This is a genomic window from Bradyrhizobium sp. RT6a (genome assembly GCF_040547675.1).
GTDB lineage: Bacteria > Pseudomonadota > Alphaproteobacteria > Rhizobiales > Xanthobacteraceae > Bradyrhizobium.
This window is the reverse complement of the sequence record NZ_JBEPQC010000011.1, coordinates 25441-42529: the sequence shown is the minus strand read 5'-3', so window position 1 is coordinate 42529 and position 17089 is coordinate 25441. Positions and strand designations below refer to the sequence as shown.

The following is a 17089-nucleotide window of genomic DNA, read 5'->3' as shown; positions in this document are numbered from 1 at the left end:
TGTTGTGGACCGGATCAGGCGGGCTCCATCTCGGACTTTTCACGCTCGACGGCCATCGGCAAATCGCCGGGCTGCATGTCGGTCTTCAACTCCCATCGAATGCTGCCGTCGGAGGCCTCCTCGATTCGGGAAAATCCCAGCTTGCCGTAGTGCTCGCGGACCATCTCGTTTCGCTCTGTCGGAATGTAAATGCCCTCCAGGATTGAAACGCCCGCGGCGCGGGCGCGCAGCAGAATTTCTGCCAAGACCGCTTGTTCCACGCAGCGCCCCAGCACGCGACAACTCATCAACCATGTGTCTATGGTCCAGGTCTCTGGCCGGGAAGGGCGACATATCACGACGCATATGATGCCGTTGTCTCCGAACTTATCAAAGAGTCTCGCGTGCAAGCTCATCGCTTCTTGATCGAGTTCAAGCTGCTCCACCTGAGATTCGGTATAGCGGCGAGTGGTCAGATTGAATTGGTTGCTCTTGTTGATCAGCTGCGTGACGCGTGATCTCGTAGTGCCGTCAAAGGATCCGAAAACGATGCGCATCTCCAAGGAGCGTAGATAAGATTGCAGATCCGAAGTCTGCCCTAGCAGACTCAGCCGACGGGCGTTGGCCTGGTACATCTGTGCGCGTGAACGGTCTTCTTCGGAGAATTCGGTCGCTTCAAAATACCCCGCGGCGGCGAGCGTCCGTGCATAGTCGGCTGGGTCGCTCTCCAATTCGGGGACCGCAACTTCGGGAATTTCGCGCCTAATAAGGCCTCGCTCGACGGGATTGTCATCGAGAAAGACCAGCGAATCCAATCCCAATGAGAGCTCCTTTGCGATGGCGCGGATATTAGCTGCCTTGTCGTCCCAATTGGCCTGGAAGACCGCGATGTGTTCTTCTTTCAGGAGCATGTCGGGATGCTCTTTGAATGGCCGGCGCGCCACGGCATCGGTATTCTTGGAACTAACCGCAAGGACGATCCCGCGCGCGCGGAGGGCGAGGGCGGCCTGTTGAACCGATAAAAATGCCTCGCCTGTGGCGTCGCCCTGAGCCAATTGAATTCCGTCCAGGCCATCATCGCCGATGACGCCCCCCCAAACGGTATTATCGAGGTCCAATACGAGACAACGGCGACTCTTGCCACGCATTGCGCCGATGATTCGGCAGACGTGGTCAGCGTAAAGCGGAACGTAGGCATCGGCGAACGGCAATTTAGCCAAATTCCATTGCGCTGGGGAATGCCAGTCCGCAAGCCCCACGGTTTCGGCGATGCCGGCCACGTCCAGGAGCAAATCCGTCGATTGCTGAACCGAACCGCAGACCTGTTGATTGAAGCGATCAACGAGATTCCTTGTCGTTCCGGTCAACGCACGATCAAAGGATCCGAACAGTCCTTCCGGCGGAGCCGCTAAGGTCTGCACGATGCACAAAGCACCGCTGTTGCGGGCAATCGCTGCCCGAATTAACTCCAGTAGGCCGATCGCGGCTTCAACGCTATCAGCGGCGGCCTGCTCGTCGCCCGGACTGGCTCGCAGGGCGAGGCCACGATGATCAAGGGCAACTAGCACAGCATCAGGTCGCGCTGTGTTCAAGGTCGAATCGGGCTGCAGAGCGTCCTGCAGGAACTGATCGTAGGCACCCGTAATACACTCTAGCGAAAAGCCATGGCGTGCTGCCGAAGCAATCAAGAGCGGGACAATAAGGTCCAAAGTGCCGTTTCCGATTAAGCCGAGGCGAAACGGGATAAGAGGATGAAGGGAGTGCCCCTGCTTGCGGAGGGACAGAATAGTGCGTCCCAAACGCGACAATTGCCGCTCATCCAACGCGTGGGTCGCTAGGTACCGAATTTGCCTGCCGACGTCGCTTCCACCATCAGCCAGCTCCCTGCAACGGGAGGAGAAATCTGCAGGCGGTCTTGGAAGCCAAGATAGTTCTCGATAGAGTTCCACGGACACGGCTGATTCAGTCCCCTCTGAGGTGCGGTTCGGCTGTTTGTGCAGAGCAAAAGACATACCATGTACGGGTTGTCAGATCAGTGAAAACAATTGGACAATTTTGCGGCGCCTGTGCGCGTCAAGGCCTCGCATTCGCGATCTTTGGCCATGGCTGTCATAGGTCTAAACAAGACCTCGTCTAGCACGAGTGAATCGGTTTTCGTCAATCGGGATCAGAATGGCTCAAGTGTCGTCCGAACTAGTACTGTCCGTGATCATTCCCAACCACAACTATGCAAGGTATGTGGGGAGCGCAATTTCGAGTGCCTTGGGGGTGAGGTGGCCGACAGTGGAGGTGATCGTCGTCGATGACGGGTCTACTGATAATTCGCTGGACGTAATTAAGGCATTTGCAAACAGAATAACGCTCATAGAGCAGGCAAATGCCGGACAGATGCGGTCCTGCGTCACCGGTTTTAACCGGTCGTCAGGCGATGTGATCATCTTCTTGGACTCCGACGACGCTCTGCATCCCGACGTAATGGCTGAGATTGCTGCCGTCTGGAGCGAGAAGGCGAGCAAGTTTCAGTTTCAGATGCGGACAATCGACGCAAATGGAAAAGCTACAGGCAACATTCTGCCGCAGTATTTTGTCACGCCTACGCCGCAGCAAATTCGTGAGTGGGTCACCACTGCAGGTGTGTACCCATCGCCGCCGGGGTCCGGAAATGCCTATCCACGCGAGATCGTCGATCGCATCTTCAGATTCAAGACCGAGTTTACGGATAGGGCACCCGATAGTTATCTGGTAACGGCCGCCCCCGCGTTCGGAGATGTCGTTACAATTCCTAAGCCGCTTGTGGATTATCGTGTCCACGGCGCCAATCACGGTGCCTTCCTCGAGTTGGAAGACCGCCGTTTCGCACGCGAGGTGGATGTCACGCAGCGCCGGTTCGGGTTTTTTCGCGAGGTTGCCGCCAGCGTTGGGTTTTCCGTTGCGCCTGACGCCTTGAACAGAAACATGCAATTTCTTTGTTTACGGGCTGCGTCGTACGCGTTGCGGCCGGAGTGTCATCCGATCGACAACGACAGTGCTGCACAGATTATCTCTGACTTGTTCCAGGCGCTCTCCTACCCGCAGGGTTTCTCCTGTTCGCAGCGATTGTCATTGTTTTTCTGGGCACTGGGAGTGCTGGCCGGACCGAGGCAGCTTTCCCGTTCACTGGCTAGCTGGCGCTATGCGCCGACCAGCCGTCCCAAGCTAATGAAATTCGCCCTCAATCTCTTTCGTGTGGTGAGGTAGTGCGTCCGGCAACGCGCCTGAACTGGACGCTACGCGTTAAGTGTGGAAGGTTGCCGCTCGTTCGGCACAAGAGTTAAGAGCCAGATCAAGCAACAATAACCGGGCTTGAGCAGGAAAGAGAACATTATCCAGCTCAGCAAAAGGAAGTGACACGCTTCCACAGTCAAAGCACTCGAATACAAACGAATTGTCACTACTGACAGGAGAAGGATGAAACCCAGCAAGCCGTATTCGTATGTTACTTTGGCCCAGGTAGGATCGGCCACTTCATAGCCAAATCTGCCAATTGAGAGGTCTCGAAAAAAGCTGCCAGCACCTTGGCCTAACCATGTCGCAAATATTCCGCCGTCAAAGCTGTTTTGCACCATCTGCATGGGCGCCACGAACCTAGCATAAGCGCTGGTTCCGGGTTGTCCAAATTCCGATAGCCGGCCAAACCACGGCGTCAAGAACGGAAGCTCAAGTGTATAGAGAACGCCGAGCAACAGCACCGTCCCGACTGTATAGGTGATGAAGGCCGGAATTCGTCCTGCCGACTTTGGCAGAAGCAACCCGGCAAAAACCGCGATCAGTCCTGAACCGGACAGCGAGCAGAGCAAGCCTGTCGCAAGCAAACCCAAAACCGTCAGCCTTTTTCTCGACCGATATTCAATGAGAAAGGCCAGCCCGGTGACAAGCGACAAGTCGGCTGCCTCGCGGAGGAAAAATCCGTTGGCTTTTACAATTCCGCCCTCTTGGCGGAAAAATGTGTAGAAGCCCGCGCCGCGAACGGACGAGGGTAAGAGAAAATAAATGTTGGCCAGCGAGGTCAGCTTCAGCACATTTACCAGCACAATTTGTACAACGGCTGTTGCTGCGATGATGGATGCCGCCAGGACATAAGTCTTGGTCGTGTAGTCCAGAATGGGCTGGAGGCCGGAACGCCGTCCGATACGAAAGCAAAATGGTGCATAGAGGACGCCGAGAAGCAGGAACGAACTCCAGGAGGTGGAAGAGATTGCGAAAGGTATGCGAAGCGCCGACAATGCCATCGCGCTGGCGAGAAGAAAAAGGGAGGGAACGCTTAAAGCGGCATATCCCGAGACCAGCAGGTACCCAGTGATTAGAGCATAACAGATGAGGTCAGCTGCAAGCGGGAACTCTCCAATGTTGTAAGCGATCTGGCCGAGAAATAGGACGGCAAAAATCGAGACCGCCACGAGGAATCTCCCGGTCGAGTCCAATTCAACATCAGACTGCAGGCCCGATACCGCGGACGCCGTCGACTCCATTGTCCCGGTGGTTGAAGTCATTGTGGTCCGATCACGGGTACGCAGCGCCCATTATCCATCCTGCGGTCTCTCCCCCGGTACGACTTTGGCAGCTTACTTGCAATTCCCATCACAGGAGGACCTTTGAGAGCTGACGGCTCCCAGCCTCGAGGCTAAACCGGCTGGAAACCAATTCGAACAAAGAACTCTGGCTGCGATTGAGTTTAGCAAGATCATCGATGTTGCGGATGACCATGTCCGCCAAGCGATCCAAGCCACCGGCAAGGAACATCTCCGATTGCTCCTCAGGTGTGGTGCCGGCCAGCGCGCTGCGCAGACCGAATATCGGGAGCCTCCGAAATGCGTAATCTAGAACCTTGAGCTTGAACCCTCCACCCAGCAAGTCTGGCACTAGCCCCCCGCGGCAGGAGGCGAAATATGGGGTGAGGTCGTCGACCCGCCCATGGAAAGACAGGTGCGGGCTGAAGCGACTGAAGCGATCGCGAAATGATTGAGGTACTTCCCCTACGACGTTGAGGGATACTTCATTCTGGCGGAGAGCCGGCAATAACCGTTCCACGATCAGTTCAAGGTTTCTTTGCTTGGCCACCCATTCGAAAGAACCTACCAGGAGCAAGGCGCGTGGGGTAGCAGAGTCGATCTGGCGGACGGGGCTGACTGGTCCCAGATAAATGGGCGGCACGACGTGAATATTCTTGGAAAAGCCGCGAAAGTAGGATGCGTCTTCGTCGGAAATACACGCGATAGCGTCTGCGGCCTGCAGAATCCTGTTCTCCAGCTTTCGGTACTTATCGGCGTCCAGCCGCATAATCGCCCGACGTACAGGATTGCGGAAGTTGTTTGCGATCTGAGGACGGATCGTGCCTTCGGCGTTGTGGGCGATGTAGCAGATCGAGGCATGTTTGCGGTTCTGGAGGATATCCGAGAGCATACCTGCTGAATAGGCATGGTCGATCACGATGTGATCCCAATCAAGCTGCAGCAGTCTTTGCAACGCGGCGCGGAGCTCGGAGGTTTTCAGGTTTAGTGCGTCTCGGGGGAGAGGCGAAAGCAGACTCCGTAGGCCGGACGACCGTGCCCGAGGTACGTCGATGCAAGTAGTATTAGGCAGGGCAACGATATCCTCGTCCACCGGCTCGTCAGTCCTGCGGGTCCCAACCAGCGTGATCGCTGCACCATTGGTCTGCGCCAGCGCTTGCAACAGGCCCGCAGAGTAGAGGGCGTCACCAGTGAATAGCGGTGTTGGCAATCGTCCGCAGATCCAGAGGATGTTCTTCATTGCTCAACCGTAAGGGATTTGCCTCAACCGCTCGATTTTGGCCACGGGGCTGCCTGACCTCTAACTAGCACTGGCTTCGTGCTTGGTCTACAATTCGACCGTAGCAGACGGTTGAGACCTATGCCTGTCGGAAGCGTGATGGAAAACCAGACTAACATTCCTATCTTTATCATTAATTTGACCCGTGACAGGGAGCGCTGGGAGACCATTCGGAACTTTATGGTTCAGGCTGGACTGCCCTATCGGCGATTCTCGGCAATCGACGGAAAACGCAAGTTGTCGTTGATCCGCACCATGATCAGAAGGGATTTCATCAACACGAAGATCGGGCGTCCGCTGACCACTGGCGAGATTTGTTGCACGCTGTCGCATATGGGCATTTTACGTCGCATGGTGCGGCAAAATCTCGATCGGGCAGTCATCCTGGAAGATGATGCCGAGTTTTCGGACAGCTTTCTGGAGTTCTATCGCACTGAGCTGCCGCATTATCTGGCGCGTTGCGACGTAGTTAAGCTGGAAGGCATTTTCTATGATCACACCTCCCGCACCGGCCCGGTCATATCCAGTGGGAAGTTTACAAAACTCATTGTGCCTTTGAATCCTACGCTTGGTTCGGCCGGATACGCGGTCAACCTGCGTGGCGCGAAAGCATTGTTAAGCCGCCTTTCCATCCTCGATTGGCCGACCGATCACCTTTTGGTTGGCTATGAAGGATACAATGCTACGTTTGGAGAGATCCGGCCCTTGTTGGTTCAGCAAGCGTCCGTTGTCAGCAACATCGAGATCGATCGGCGAAAAGAGTGGAACCAATCCAAGGCTGACACGTCAATGATCGATAGGTTGCGTCGGCGGGCAGGCTGGCTGGGGCGTGCGTTGCACAGGCCAATCGTCATGGCGCGCAATGTCCTGATTGCCAAAGTTGGTCGAGGCTTTCGGCGTACGGCCGCGCGAGCTTTGTGATTGTCAGGCGAGAGACTCTCGCCTCGGCGTGCGCAGCCGGCGCTTGATCAGGAATTTTGCAATGTAGGCAAACCGCAGCGCGGCACGGCTCGGTGCCCTGAGTTTATTCTGCAGTCGCCGAAGCCGCCGGGAGGCATCAACGTCCAGATCGAATACCTTGCGTTCGTGCTCGAGATTGCTGGTGTAGTCGGCTTGCCGCGCAAGAAAGGGTTCCGTCTCCGCGTAATCGACCCAATGGCGATCATAATATGCGAGCTTATGATCAAAGGGTCGGTCAGCGACAGAGACTGCCTTGAGCAAGGCGATGGCGCCCTCTTTGGTTACAGCATAGGCGGCTGCGCCGAGGGTTGGTTTGACGCGAATAACGAGCTCGCTCGTAACGCCTTGCGCAATCAGGAATCCGGATTTCGATGTGTGGGGGTAGCGAATGCCTTCGAATTTCACGATATCGCTTACCGCCAGGAATCTCGGCAGATCATTCTGGTAGAACTGTCGAAACTGGCTGTCGAAAACGACATCATCCTCGAAGATCATCGCGGCGGGCAGATTCTGCCGCACGATGCGCTTCAATGCGGAGATGTGAGAGAGGTAGCAACCGATCTCGGCATCGGTGAGATTACGATTTTCGGACGGATAGACGAACTCGCGATGAACGATGCGGCGAATGAGGTTGATCTTTTTGCGAGCGTCGACGGCGCGGACCTTCTGGTACGCGATACCGAGCCCGTCGAGGGCGCCCGAGAGGCTTCGCCATCGAACAATGTCGCGATCAAGATTGATAATAAGCGCGGGTGGGGCAAATCCAGCCGTCACGGGTTTCCTCGCCAATCTGCAGCAGGCCTACCGGGTAGCTGATGGAACGAGCGATAGCAACTGTGTTCCGCCTTTATTGGCCTCGCTTCGTCAACCCGAAGCATCGTTAGGGCAGCCACTATCGCTTTGGGATGGTTGACCGCCGCAATCATGGAAGAACCCGCAAAATGTAGGATATTCGCCTCACTGAGGTCGACATCCCCGGCAACCTGAATGCCCGACCGAAAGCTGTCAATGCGCAGCGTGATCTGGACATCAATGGCACCCTGATCGTAAATGACGCCGATTTGAGAAAAGGATCTCAGGGATGATGACTCCCGGAATTCATAAGTCAGCGCTGCTGGCGCTGCTGTTTGTTGGTGCTGTGTTGCCCACAAAGCCGGCATGGTCTGCCGGTTGGGAGCTCGTGTTTTCGGACGACTTCAACGGCGACAAGCTTGACCGGACGAAATGGGCCACCCGCTATATCTATAACAACGAAACGATGGACCATTTTAAGGACGAGAACCAGCGCTATCGCGACAATCACGTCGTCTCCGGCGGTGCGCTCAGCCTGGTAGCCAAGAAGACTGAGGGAACGAACCTCTTCGAATCCGCGATGATCCGAAGCCATCGAACCTTCTATTATGGTTACTATGAGGCGCGGGTGTTTCTGCCGAACGCGAAAGGCGTATTTCCGGCCTTCTGGCTCGAGGCCGACTACGACCTCGACGGCAAGACCTGGCATCCGCCCGAGGCGGACATTTTCGAGTTCGTAATCAACGGGGTCGAGGATAAGGCAAACTCGCTGCATTCCAACGTAATCGGTCCGTTCAACGAAAAGCAGTACACTTACGTCGACAGGAATTTCCTGGCCAAGTTTCAAAATATGTACGCGAGCGAGGATCTCAATCTTGGCTGGCACACCGCGGGCTATCTCTGGGCTCCCGACAAGGTCTCGTTGTTCTGGGATGGTAAGCTGATCTACACTCGCAACTATCAATGGTTGCGCAAGGATGGCCAACTCGGGCCGCCCGCACATGTTGACCTCAATTTCGCCGTCGGCGGCAGCGAATGGGCGGGCCGGCATGGGATCGATGAGGCCGCATTTCCCCAGGCCTTCAAGATTGACTATGTCCGCGTCTGCCAGTTCACCGAATCCGACAAAGGCGCCCGCCAATGCGGGCCGAGCGAAGTCACGCCCGACCCCAAGCAATTCGGTTATTCGACGACGATCAACGACATGCCGAAGCCGACCTTCCTGAAAGTCGGCAACGTCGCCGGCAAGCCGGTCAGTGCCGGTGCGGCATCTCTCGGCGCCTCCCAGCCGGTCACCGTGGAGATCCCGGTCAGGCTGCCCGAGGGATATCCTTCGAACAGGACGCTTCAGGCCTCTCTTGTTGACCAGGCGAACGGGACGGCCGCGGCAACAGCGAATGCGAAACTGGAGCCGGGCTCTTTGAAGAAGCGATCCGACGGCGCCAGCGTGGTGGAGCTCTCGCTGCCCGCAGTCATGCGTCCCGGATCCTACGCCCTGACGGCGAGGTTGATATCGGAGGTGAGTGGCGACAAGGGAAGGCAGGTGCTGCCGAGCCCGGTCGCTTGCAGCACCGAGATTGCGCAGCCGGAGAAGGCGCTCTCGTGCCGGCTGCTGTCGCTCCAGGTGCGCTGACGATCCCCCGCCGCTCGTTGAATGAAGGGCATGCGGACGGAGTGCCACGACGAAAGCCGGGGATCAGCCGACGCGCCGCATCTTGCCGACATAGATGCCCGGGTGGTTTGGCACGTAAGGCCGTTTTGATAGAATAGCGGCGTGCAGATTATGATCCTCGGGCGTGCCGAATAACTCTTCGTGCACAACCTCGAATTGGGGAGCAAATGTGCGGAGCTGATCGCGCGTGATGGTGATGGGCTCAGCCGGCGTTGGCGGATGATCGATCTCCACGCTCAGGAGGAAGAAACCGCTCGCCTTCGTCACGCGTTTTATCTCTTCGACGGTGCCTTCAAGATCATCGACATGATCGAGTGCATTGAGGCAGGTTACGAAGTCGAAATGTCCGTCGGGGAAGGGGATCTTGTGCGAAGGAGCGGCGCAATATTCCATCTTGTGCCGATCGATTCCGAGCTTGCGATAGTCGGGCACAAGCGGGTCGAGCCCGACGCGCTGGGCCGCGACGTCAGCCCATTCCAGGCTGCCGCGGGGGCCGCATCCGATGTCCAAGACCCGCTTTCCCGAATAGGCACTGCGATCGAGCTCGAAAGCGGACGTGTAGAGCGGCTCGTAGTGCGTGTTTGACAGGATCTGATTTTCGGCGGAATGGCGCTCGTGCCAGTACTTCAATTCGGCGCGTCGCTTCATCATGGATGGAAAGACGGTTTGCAATAGCGGGCCGATCAGGCTTCTCGCGGAGTTGGGCATCAGCGTCTCCTCCTAGTCACTAGGATGTCTGATCGGTATGACCGGAAAATGTCCTTGGCGGCTGCCTCGCACGATTGCGATTAGTCTCTTGAGCCGCAATAGCGGGCGGCGGCTTCGCAGCGTCGTGCTCCTAGGGCCCGATGGTCAACCAGATCACCGCAGCAAGAAGAAAGGACGATGCTTAGGGCGCCTTTGTGCACCCCGGCTTCATTTAACTATACTTTCCTCGGAGGCAAAATGGATTCTTGGCCGGACACGGCGACGCCATGATGCTGTATGTCGGAGCTCGCCGAGCCATGCTTCGACGAAACTAGTTGAGCTCTGTATAATTTCAGCAAAAGGGAATTTAGCGGAGATTCCACCACTCGATAGACGGCAATGCCAGAAGCGATAGCAAAGAGTGCGAACAATAGGATCACCAAATCTCCTGGCCATTGCGAAATATTGATCATCTTTCGTATGACGTCGCGGCCTTCATAGATGATGATGACGTGAGCGAGGTAAACGGAATACGAGGCGTCTCCAAGTAACATAAGAATTGGAGGACATTTGACACGCGCGAATTCGAGCTTAACGCACGATAGAAGCACTATCGCCGCTGGAACACCCCAAAATATGAATCTTGTGCTTTCAGGGAATGTAAATGACGAGCCCGCGACAATGAGCACCAGACCGAGGGTCAAGGAACTCCACGCGTATGAAGCTGAAATCGCTTGCCGCTGAAACAAGCTGCCGATCGCGCAGCCGAATAAGAATTCGAACACGATCGTATTCCTAAAGAACTGAGAAATTGCGTCGTGTCCGCCAAACGTCCAAGCGATAGCATTCGCCAGACAGAAGGCGGTTGCGAGTGGCCGAATGATACGGCGCCCGAAGACTGCCAGTGCACTGGCAAAGCAAAGGTAAAAGAAAAATTCGTAAAAGAGCGTCCACCCGACCCCAAGAATGGGCTGGACGCTGCCGTTGCTGTCCAATGTGGGAATGAACGCGAATGCAGCGACAATTCTGGTCATAGGGATCGGCGGCAAAGCATCTATCGAAAAATGTCGATAGAAGCGAAGGAGCCCAATCGCAATAACTGCGGATGTTGCTATGGCATACATCGGGTAGATACGGATCGCTCGCCTAGCAATGAAATCGCGAACCGGTTTCTCGCGAATTACATAGGGCTCGGAGACGAAGACCATGATGAACCCGCTTATCACGAAAAAGATATCCACGCCGATAGCTCCCGCCGCGACGATTCGGTCTGAACTAAATGCGAAGAATCTTAGACCGGGCAGATCTATTGGCCAGTTGACCGTAAATGCTCTAGCCGCGTGATGAAAAACAACCAACGCAGCTGCGAAGCCTCGCAACGCCTGCAGCAGGTATATGGTTTGCGGTCCTTTTTCCACGATCGACTCCTGACGTGCCGCTAGGGTCAAACTAGACGAACTCCATCATCAAGGAAACCGCCGCGAAAACGTATCTGCTCCGCATTTGGAGAAGCGTCTTCAGGAACGACTTGCCTCGGGAAAATTCTAAGACCAGAGCATTCTCTTCGAGAGCGTCGCCCAGCCGCGCGGCCAAAATCCCAATGCAGCAAAGTGCACGAGGTCCTTCGGCGTCGGTCGGATCCCATAGAATGAGGAAAAAACCTGCAACATCAGTTGCTGCCGCGCCTTGGCGTCGTCCTTAAAATGAAGGTTGGAGACCAGTTCGTATGCCGTTCTCACCTTGTCCTGCTTGGTCGAGATTCGATTCCGGCTGGGCGTGACGTCAAAGCGATAGAGGGGCATGTCCAATAGGCGGGCGGGTCCAAATTGTTTGACGATCCTGAGGAAGAACTCGAAGTCCTGCCAGGCAGGCAGCTTCTCGTTGAAAAGTCCCGCCTCCCGGAAAACGGCGGTCGGGGCAAAGACCTGGTTTCCGATATGGTTTGCCTCAACGAGGTCGGTGACCTCCACGGTTCCTTTCTTTTTCGTGACGAACAGCTCTTTGCCGCCGCTGAGAATGACATCCTGCGTATAGAGGCAGGAAACGGGCACCTTGTGCCGGGCGTACGTGGCCCAGCAATCGTGCAGCGCGCCTAGTCTTTGCGGCTCGAAAGTATCGTCATCGTCCAAGCCCGTGATGAACTCCCCCCTCGCCTCCAGGATGCCACGGTTTCTTGCTCCTGGCGCACCGCGAGGGCTGTCGTTGCGCAAGGCACGGACCCTCTTGTCGTCGCGCGTGATCGACTCCAGGAATGAGGCCGTGCCATCCGTCGACGCATCGTCGACGACGATGAGTTCGAGATCGGTAAATTGCTGCCCAAGCACCGATTTGACCGCTGACGCCAGCAGGTCAACGCGATTGTGGGTTGGAATGTAGACGGAAATGGTCAAGAGAACGCTACTCCTCGAAACATGCCAGCGTTTCAGGCGCCGATCCGTGCACTCACGAAGAGATTGCGCAACCGTCTTAGTACCAGTCGCGCCGTCGCGCTCCGTACGTGATAGTCTGTGACCGCTCGAAGGAGCAGTTCCCCGAATCTTCGATCCTTCAGCAGACTCCGACCTCTATTCTCGCCCGCAAGCCTTTCAACGGCAGCTATCCGGGATTTCAGAAGGCGTACCATCTCGGGGTCATACGCAATCCGTGGGTCTCGAATGAGGGCCGCGGACTGTGCAACCATGGCCTGGTAATCGATGGAGGTTCGACTCCATCCGTGCCCGCGATGGGTATAGAGGTATGTGGGTGAAGGAGAGATCACGACCTTGCCGCCCGCCAATAAACAATCGAGCATCATCAAGAAATCCTCGCCGTGTCGGGAAAAAGTCGGATAGGAAATCGAATGGGATTTTACGAATGCGGCTCTGAGCATGGGCTTCAAGAGCCCCCAATCCTGATGGCTGAGATATGGCCTCGCGCTCGCAACATACTCGTATCGATCAACGCTGCGCGGCAGATCCTGCTGCGAAACTCCTTCGCTGCCCCTCGTATGGGAGGCTGGATCAAAATAGCAGAAGTTGCTCAATATGACGTCCGCATAATGCTGCGAGGCTATCAGTTGTAGTCGCTCCAAATGGTCGGCATCATAGGCATCGTCAGCATCGAGGATCGCTAGCCATTCGCCACTGGCAGCTTGCATGGCCGCATTCCGGGCTACCGCAGGCCCTCCATTTTCGCGAAGCGCAACAACACGAATGATGCCATGCTTGGCGGAAAGGTGCTCCGCTAGCTCGTACGTGCCGTCCGTTGAAGCATCATCGACAATCACGATCTCTAGAGATTTGAGTGTCTGGTTGAGTGCGGACGTAACAGCACGCTCAAGGAACGAGCTGGCATTGAATGCAGGAATGAGCACAGAAACTAATGGATTTCTCGCAGCTTGCATGAGGTGCCCGTAAAATGGATCAACCGCGTTCGATGCGTATTCCTGCAACCAAGTCTTTGGCCTCGGTTACAAGTTCGAAAACTCGCCTCCTGCCCTGCGGCAATGTAGCGAATACTCCAGTAAAGACGGGGTAGCTCAGAAAGAGGATAAGTAACAGTGACCATATGCTTGCAGGCAAAATGCACTGTAGACCGTATATAAAAAGGACGACGGGTAGGCTTGCAAGTACATAGGGCACTAAGCCCAAGAACAGGCTCTTGCTGCCGACGGGACCTTTTCGCGTGATAAGCCACCACAATATCGGGCCCTGCACAATTCCAAAAGCGATATATCCCGTTGCTACACCCATCGGGCCGCCACGAAGTCCCGCAACGATTGCGCAGACGAAGCCGATTGAACTAACCATCCCGTATTGCCGGAGCTCTCGCGAGCGGCCTTGGGAAAGCAGCAGCCAGTTGGCGCTTTGGCTGACTGGAGCAAATAATGCACCAACAGCAAGAATGCCGAAAATCGGACCGGCGGCGTCCCATTTCGCGCCGAGAACCAAGTGGATTAGCTGTTGATGGGTGATCATTGAAAAGAGCGCTACCGGGAAGGTCAGCAGCAATGCCAAATCCAGCATTCTCCAGAATGCGATGTGATACGGTACGGGCTCCTTCTGCACACGGGAAAGGAGCGGCAAAGCTACCTTCGAAATTGGAACCATAATCTGATTGAGTGGTAGCAGCAGCAGGCTGTAAGCGCGGTTGTAGACACCGAGCGAAGCTTCGCCCCAAACCTTGCCAATAAGCACATTGTCGATATTTCTGGAGGCAAAGTTAAATATGTTCGAGACCGCAACGTTCGCCCCAAACTGCAACAGGTGTCGGATTTCCGAAGCCGGTACTCTCGATGGGGAGCTCGGCCGCCAGCGGACTGCCAACCAGACCAGAATTAAGGCAACACCAGAAGCCGTCGCCTGATTTAGAATGATGGACCAAATACCAAACCCGCCGAGCGCGGCGGCGACACCGACCACCGATCCCGCGATCAACGATGTGAGCTCGACAGCGGCGATCCTTCCAAAGGCGAAGTTGCGATTCAGTAAGACAGTATGCTGAGCGCCGATCGGACCTACGATCATAAGCGCGCCCAAGATCGCCACCACTGGCCCGACTCTAGGTTCACCATAGAAAGAAGCCACAAGCGGCGACGAAAACACGATCAGCGCTGCCAGGGCGGCAGTCACGGCTATATTCAACCAAAACAGAAAGGATAGCTGGCTCTGGCTCAGCTTCTGGTTCTGAATCGCCGCCTGAGACAATCCAATGTCGGCAAGGAGAGCGGCAAAGGCCAACAAAGGTGTTGCCATCGCCACCACTCCGAAGTCTCCGGGAGTAAGTAGGCGTGCAATGACGATGGTATACAAAAACTGGATAACGAATTTCGCGACCTGCGATACATAGCTGATTGCGATCGCCCTCCGAGACGCCGCCTTGAGGTCGGAGCGGTCGAGCTCGACCGATAATAACGCTGCTTTGTCCATTGGTTGGGCGGCTATCCATTGATTGATACGCGCAGCTTTCAGCCCGCGAGCTCGGCAAGGCGCAGGCTGCGAGCATGGTTGGGGCGCTCAAAGAAGACGTCGGTCTGGCTCCTGGGAAAGCTCGTGATTTTCAGCGGAGCATTTCGCGGTTGCGATCGCAAATATGAACTTAGAGAGTAGTCATTTTCCACCTGATACGCGCTGAACCCCGCTGCGAGGAGCTTGTCGAATGCCACGCGGGAGCGTCCGGAATCATCTTCGGACATCTCGACCAGAAGACTCATGCTAGGGCCATAGAGATGCAAGGTATCGACCAGGCGTTCGAGCACTGGAAGCTCTCCGCCCTCAATGTCTATCTTGATCAGCCTTACCGAAGCGCGCTCGTCGTCAGTGAGGATTTCGTCCAGCGGTTTGGTCGGAACGGTTTCGACCGGAACGAGGTTGTCGCGCTCAATAGGGGACGTCCTCCCTTGGTTGCCTCTGTCTCCGCCAAAGAGCGTAAGTTCTCCTGGCTTGTCTGAAACGGCAACCTTGACCAACCGGACGTTGGCTATGCCATTTCGTGCCAGATTCTCGCTGAGTTGCTCGAAAATCGAGCGCGCTGCCTCAATCGCAATAACTCTCCCCTCTCTTCCGACTATTTTACTTCCAAGCAGGCTATCATACCCAACGTTCGCTCCGACGTCGACGAAGGTGTCTCCCCGACGAAGCACCGACTGAATCAGACGAGAATTACATGGCTCCCAAACATTAAAGAAGAAAATCCTCTTCATGATGTGGTCTTCGATCTGACAATTGATTGCTGCGCCGAAATAGGTGCGACCGGTGAATCGCAGACTGATGCGTCTTACGAGACGATAATAGAGGTCAAACGCTTTCTCTCTTTCGGAGGGTAACAAGCGGATCGCTGTTGTGAATAGCCTATTGGCTACGAAGAGAGTCCAACTGGTGAGGTCCATTCGTCCGAAGGTCGTCATGGTGTCTCGCTGGTGGGTGTTGATGTAGTTCACGTAGCTTGTTCCTTGCCAAAGCTAAGATTTGATACTCGCTCGGATGTTCTGGAAGTTGATTGTCTCGATCTAATCCTTTGGATCAATGCTGCCGAGCGGCGTGGGTATCGTACAGTTCCTCGAGAAGTCTCACGCGATAGGAGAGATTGAATTCCTCAGCAACGAATTTGGGGCCGCGTTCGGCCATTCGCTCCAAGCCATTGTCGTCCTTCAAGAGACCGGTTAACCGCGCACCGAGCTCTCGGACATTGCGTTCCGGAAAAGCATATCCAGTTATGCCGTCGCGGACTCCCTCAACAGCACCGCCGCGTGCAGAAGTTACGACAGGGACGCCCGATGCCTGAGCCTCCAATAGCACGAGACCGAACCCCTCAGCATCCCCGTTTTCGGCCGTTACGCTTGGAAGGCTTAATAGGCGAGCTGCGTGAAGTTCGCGCTTAACATAATCGGCGGCCTGCGCTCCACGGAACTCGACGCGAGTTCCTAATGTCTGGGCGAGCCGCTCCAGATGAGGGCGAAGTGGCCCGTCACCGATCACGATCAATCGAGCGGTCGGTATTGTCTTCTGTACGGAGGCCATCGCCTCGATCAGATATTGACAGCCCTTTTTTTCGACAAGTCTGCCGACAAAGACGACGTTTGGCGGCCGCTGCGTGATGGGGGTCGGGCCCGGTGCGTATGCATTCACATCAACACCGATGTAGTGGACCACAATTTTTTCCGCAGGGATGCCATATTCAATCGCTCGCTGACGTATGGCCTCCGAAACGGCAATGAATCCCACGCGTGGCTGCGCAGACAGCTCCAACAGGCGCCTAGGGTAGGATAACATTTTCGATCCGCCGTTTCCGCTTTCCCACCACACTCTGTACGTGTTTATGTCGTAGCCATGTAATGTCACGAGCATGGGTATGTCTAACGTCTTGGCAATCGGCCACGCGTCCAATGCATCAGGTCCGAAATGAGCATGGATCAATGAGGGTTGCTCCATCTCGAGAGTCCGCCTGACGGAACGTGGCACAGTGCCGAAGAACTTATCAACTTTCCACACCAGTCTGCTCTGAAGATTCCAATTTTGGGGCTCGAGAATCCGAACGTCTAGATCCTCCAAAGGCAGTTGCTTCAAATTTCGGTGCCCAATCAGAACAGCTCGCCATTCAATCAGAGCGAGAATCTGCTCCTTGATGAAAGTCTCCGAGATCGGCAAGAGCTCGTTCCGATACACAAGGACGGTCTTTTTGACGGACATCATTCTT

At 55.6% G+C, this 17089-nt stretch carries 14 protein-coding genes; 3 read left to right on the top strand and 11 right to left on the bottom strand.

Features of this window, described 5'->3' with window-relative positions; all coding sequences use genetic code 11:
* Positions 1–14: 14 nt before the first annotated feature.
* A complete protein-coding gene (locus ABIC03_RS35505; RefSeq protein ID WP_354065099.1) occupies positions 15–1688 on the bottom strand; it encodes an HAD-IIIC family phosphatase in 1674 nt (557 codons plus the stop codon).
* Positions 1689–2151: 463 nt separating this feature from the next.
* Here ABIC03_RS35505 and ABIC03_RS35500 point away from each other — a divergent pair, with 463 nt between their 5' ends.
* On the top strand, positions 2152–3216 hold the full coding sequence (locus ABIC03_RS35500) for a glycosyltransferase family 2 protein (protein WP_354065097.1): 1065 nt from the start codon (positions 2152–2154) through the stop codon (positions 3214–3216).
* A 29-nt stretch (positions 3217–3245) separates the two neighbouring features.
* On the opposite strand, the gene ABIC03_RS35495 is transcribed toward ABIC03_RS35500, so the two are convergent.
* Positions 3246–4415, bottom strand: a complete 1170-nt coding sequence (locus tag ABIC03_RS35495) for a hypothetical protein (RefSeq protein WP_354065095.1) — start codon at positions 4413–4415, stop codon at positions 3246–3248.
* A gap of 181 nt (positions 4416–4596) precedes the next feature.
* Positions 4597–5766 carry a glycosyltransferase gene (locus tag ABIC03_RS35490; protein ID WP_354065093.1) on the bottom strand — a complete coding sequence of 390 codons (1170 nt, stop codon included), beginning with the start codon at positions 5764–5766 and terminating at the stop codon, positions 4597–4599.
* A gap of 138 nt (positions 5767–5904) precedes the next feature.
* Here ABIC03_RS35490 and ABIC03_RS35485 point away from each other — a divergent pair, with 138 nt between their 5' ends.
* Positions 5905–6726 (top strand): glycosyltransferase family 25 protein, encoded by an 822-nt coding sequence (locus ABIC03_RS35485; protein ID WP_354065091.1) that lies wholly within the window; start codon positions 5905–5907, stop codon positions 6724–6726.
* A 3-nt stretch (positions 6727–6729) separates the two neighbouring features.
* On the opposite strand, the gene ABIC03_RS35480 is transcribed toward ABIC03_RS35485, so the two are convergent.
* Positions 6730–7539 (bottom strand): glycosyltransferase family 25 protein, encoded by an 810-nt coding sequence (locus tag ABIC03_RS35480; RefSeq protein WP_354065089.1) that lies wholly within the window; start codon positions 7537–7539, stop codon positions 6730–6732.
* Positions 7540–7846: 307 nt separating this feature from the next.
* Between ABIC03_RS35480 and ABIC03_RS35475 the strand changes: the two genes are divergently transcribed.
* A complete protein-coding gene (locus ABIC03_RS35475; protein WP_354065087.1) occupies positions 7847–9190 on the top strand; it encodes a glycoside hydrolase family 16 protein in 1344 nt (447 codons plus the stop codon).
* Positions 9191–9253: 63 nt separating this feature from the next.
* On the opposite strand, the gene ABIC03_RS35470 is transcribed toward ABIC03_RS35475, so the two are convergent.
* From ABIC03_RS35470 to ABIC03_RS35440, 7 genes are all read right to left on the bottom strand, one after another.
* Positions 9254–9937, bottom strand: coding sequence for a class I SAM-dependent methyltransferase (locus tag ABIC03_RS35470; RefSeq protein ID WP_354065085.1), 684 nt, complete (start codon positions 9935–9937; stop codon positions 9254–9256).
* A gap of 215 nt (positions 9938–10152) precedes the next feature.
* A complete protein-coding gene (locus ABIC03_RS35465) occupies positions 10153–11334 on the bottom strand; it encodes an acyltransferase family protein (RefSeq protein WP_354065083.1) in 1182 nt (393 codons plus the stop codon).
* Between the two features lie 126 nt (positions 11335–11460).
* On the bottom strand, positions 11461–12306 hold the full coding sequence (locus ABIC03_RS35460) for a glycosyltransferase (RefSeq protein ID WP_354065081.1): 846 nt from the start codon (positions 12304–12306) through the stop codon (positions 11461–11463).
* 32 nt (positions 12307–12338) lie between these two features.
* Positions 12339–13298 (bottom strand): glycosyltransferase family 2 protein, encoded by a 960-nt coding sequence (locus ABIC03_RS35455; protein ID WP_354065079.1) that lies wholly within the window; start codon positions 13296–13298, stop codon positions 12339–12341.
* Between the two features lie 19 nt (positions 13299–13317).
* Positions 13318–14823 carry a lipopolysaccharide biosynthesis protein gene (locus ABIC03_RS35450; RefSeq protein ID WP_354065077.1) on the bottom strand — a complete coding sequence of 502 codons (1506 nt, stop codon included), beginning with the start codon at positions 14821–14823 and terminating at the stop codon, positions 13318–13320.
* A gap of 38 nt (positions 14824–14861) precedes the next feature.
* A complete protein-coding gene (locus ABIC03_RS35445) occupies positions 14862–15833 on the bottom strand; it encodes an FkbM family methyltransferase (RefSeq protein WP_354065075.1) in 972 nt (323 codons plus the stop codon).
* Between the two features lie 82 nt (positions 15834–15915).
* A complete protein-coding gene (locus tag ABIC03_RS35440) occupies positions 15916–17085 on the bottom strand; it encodes a glycosyltransferase (RefSeq protein WP_354065073.1) in 1170 nt (389 codons plus the stop codon).
* Positions 17086–17089 lie beyond the last annotated feature (4 nt).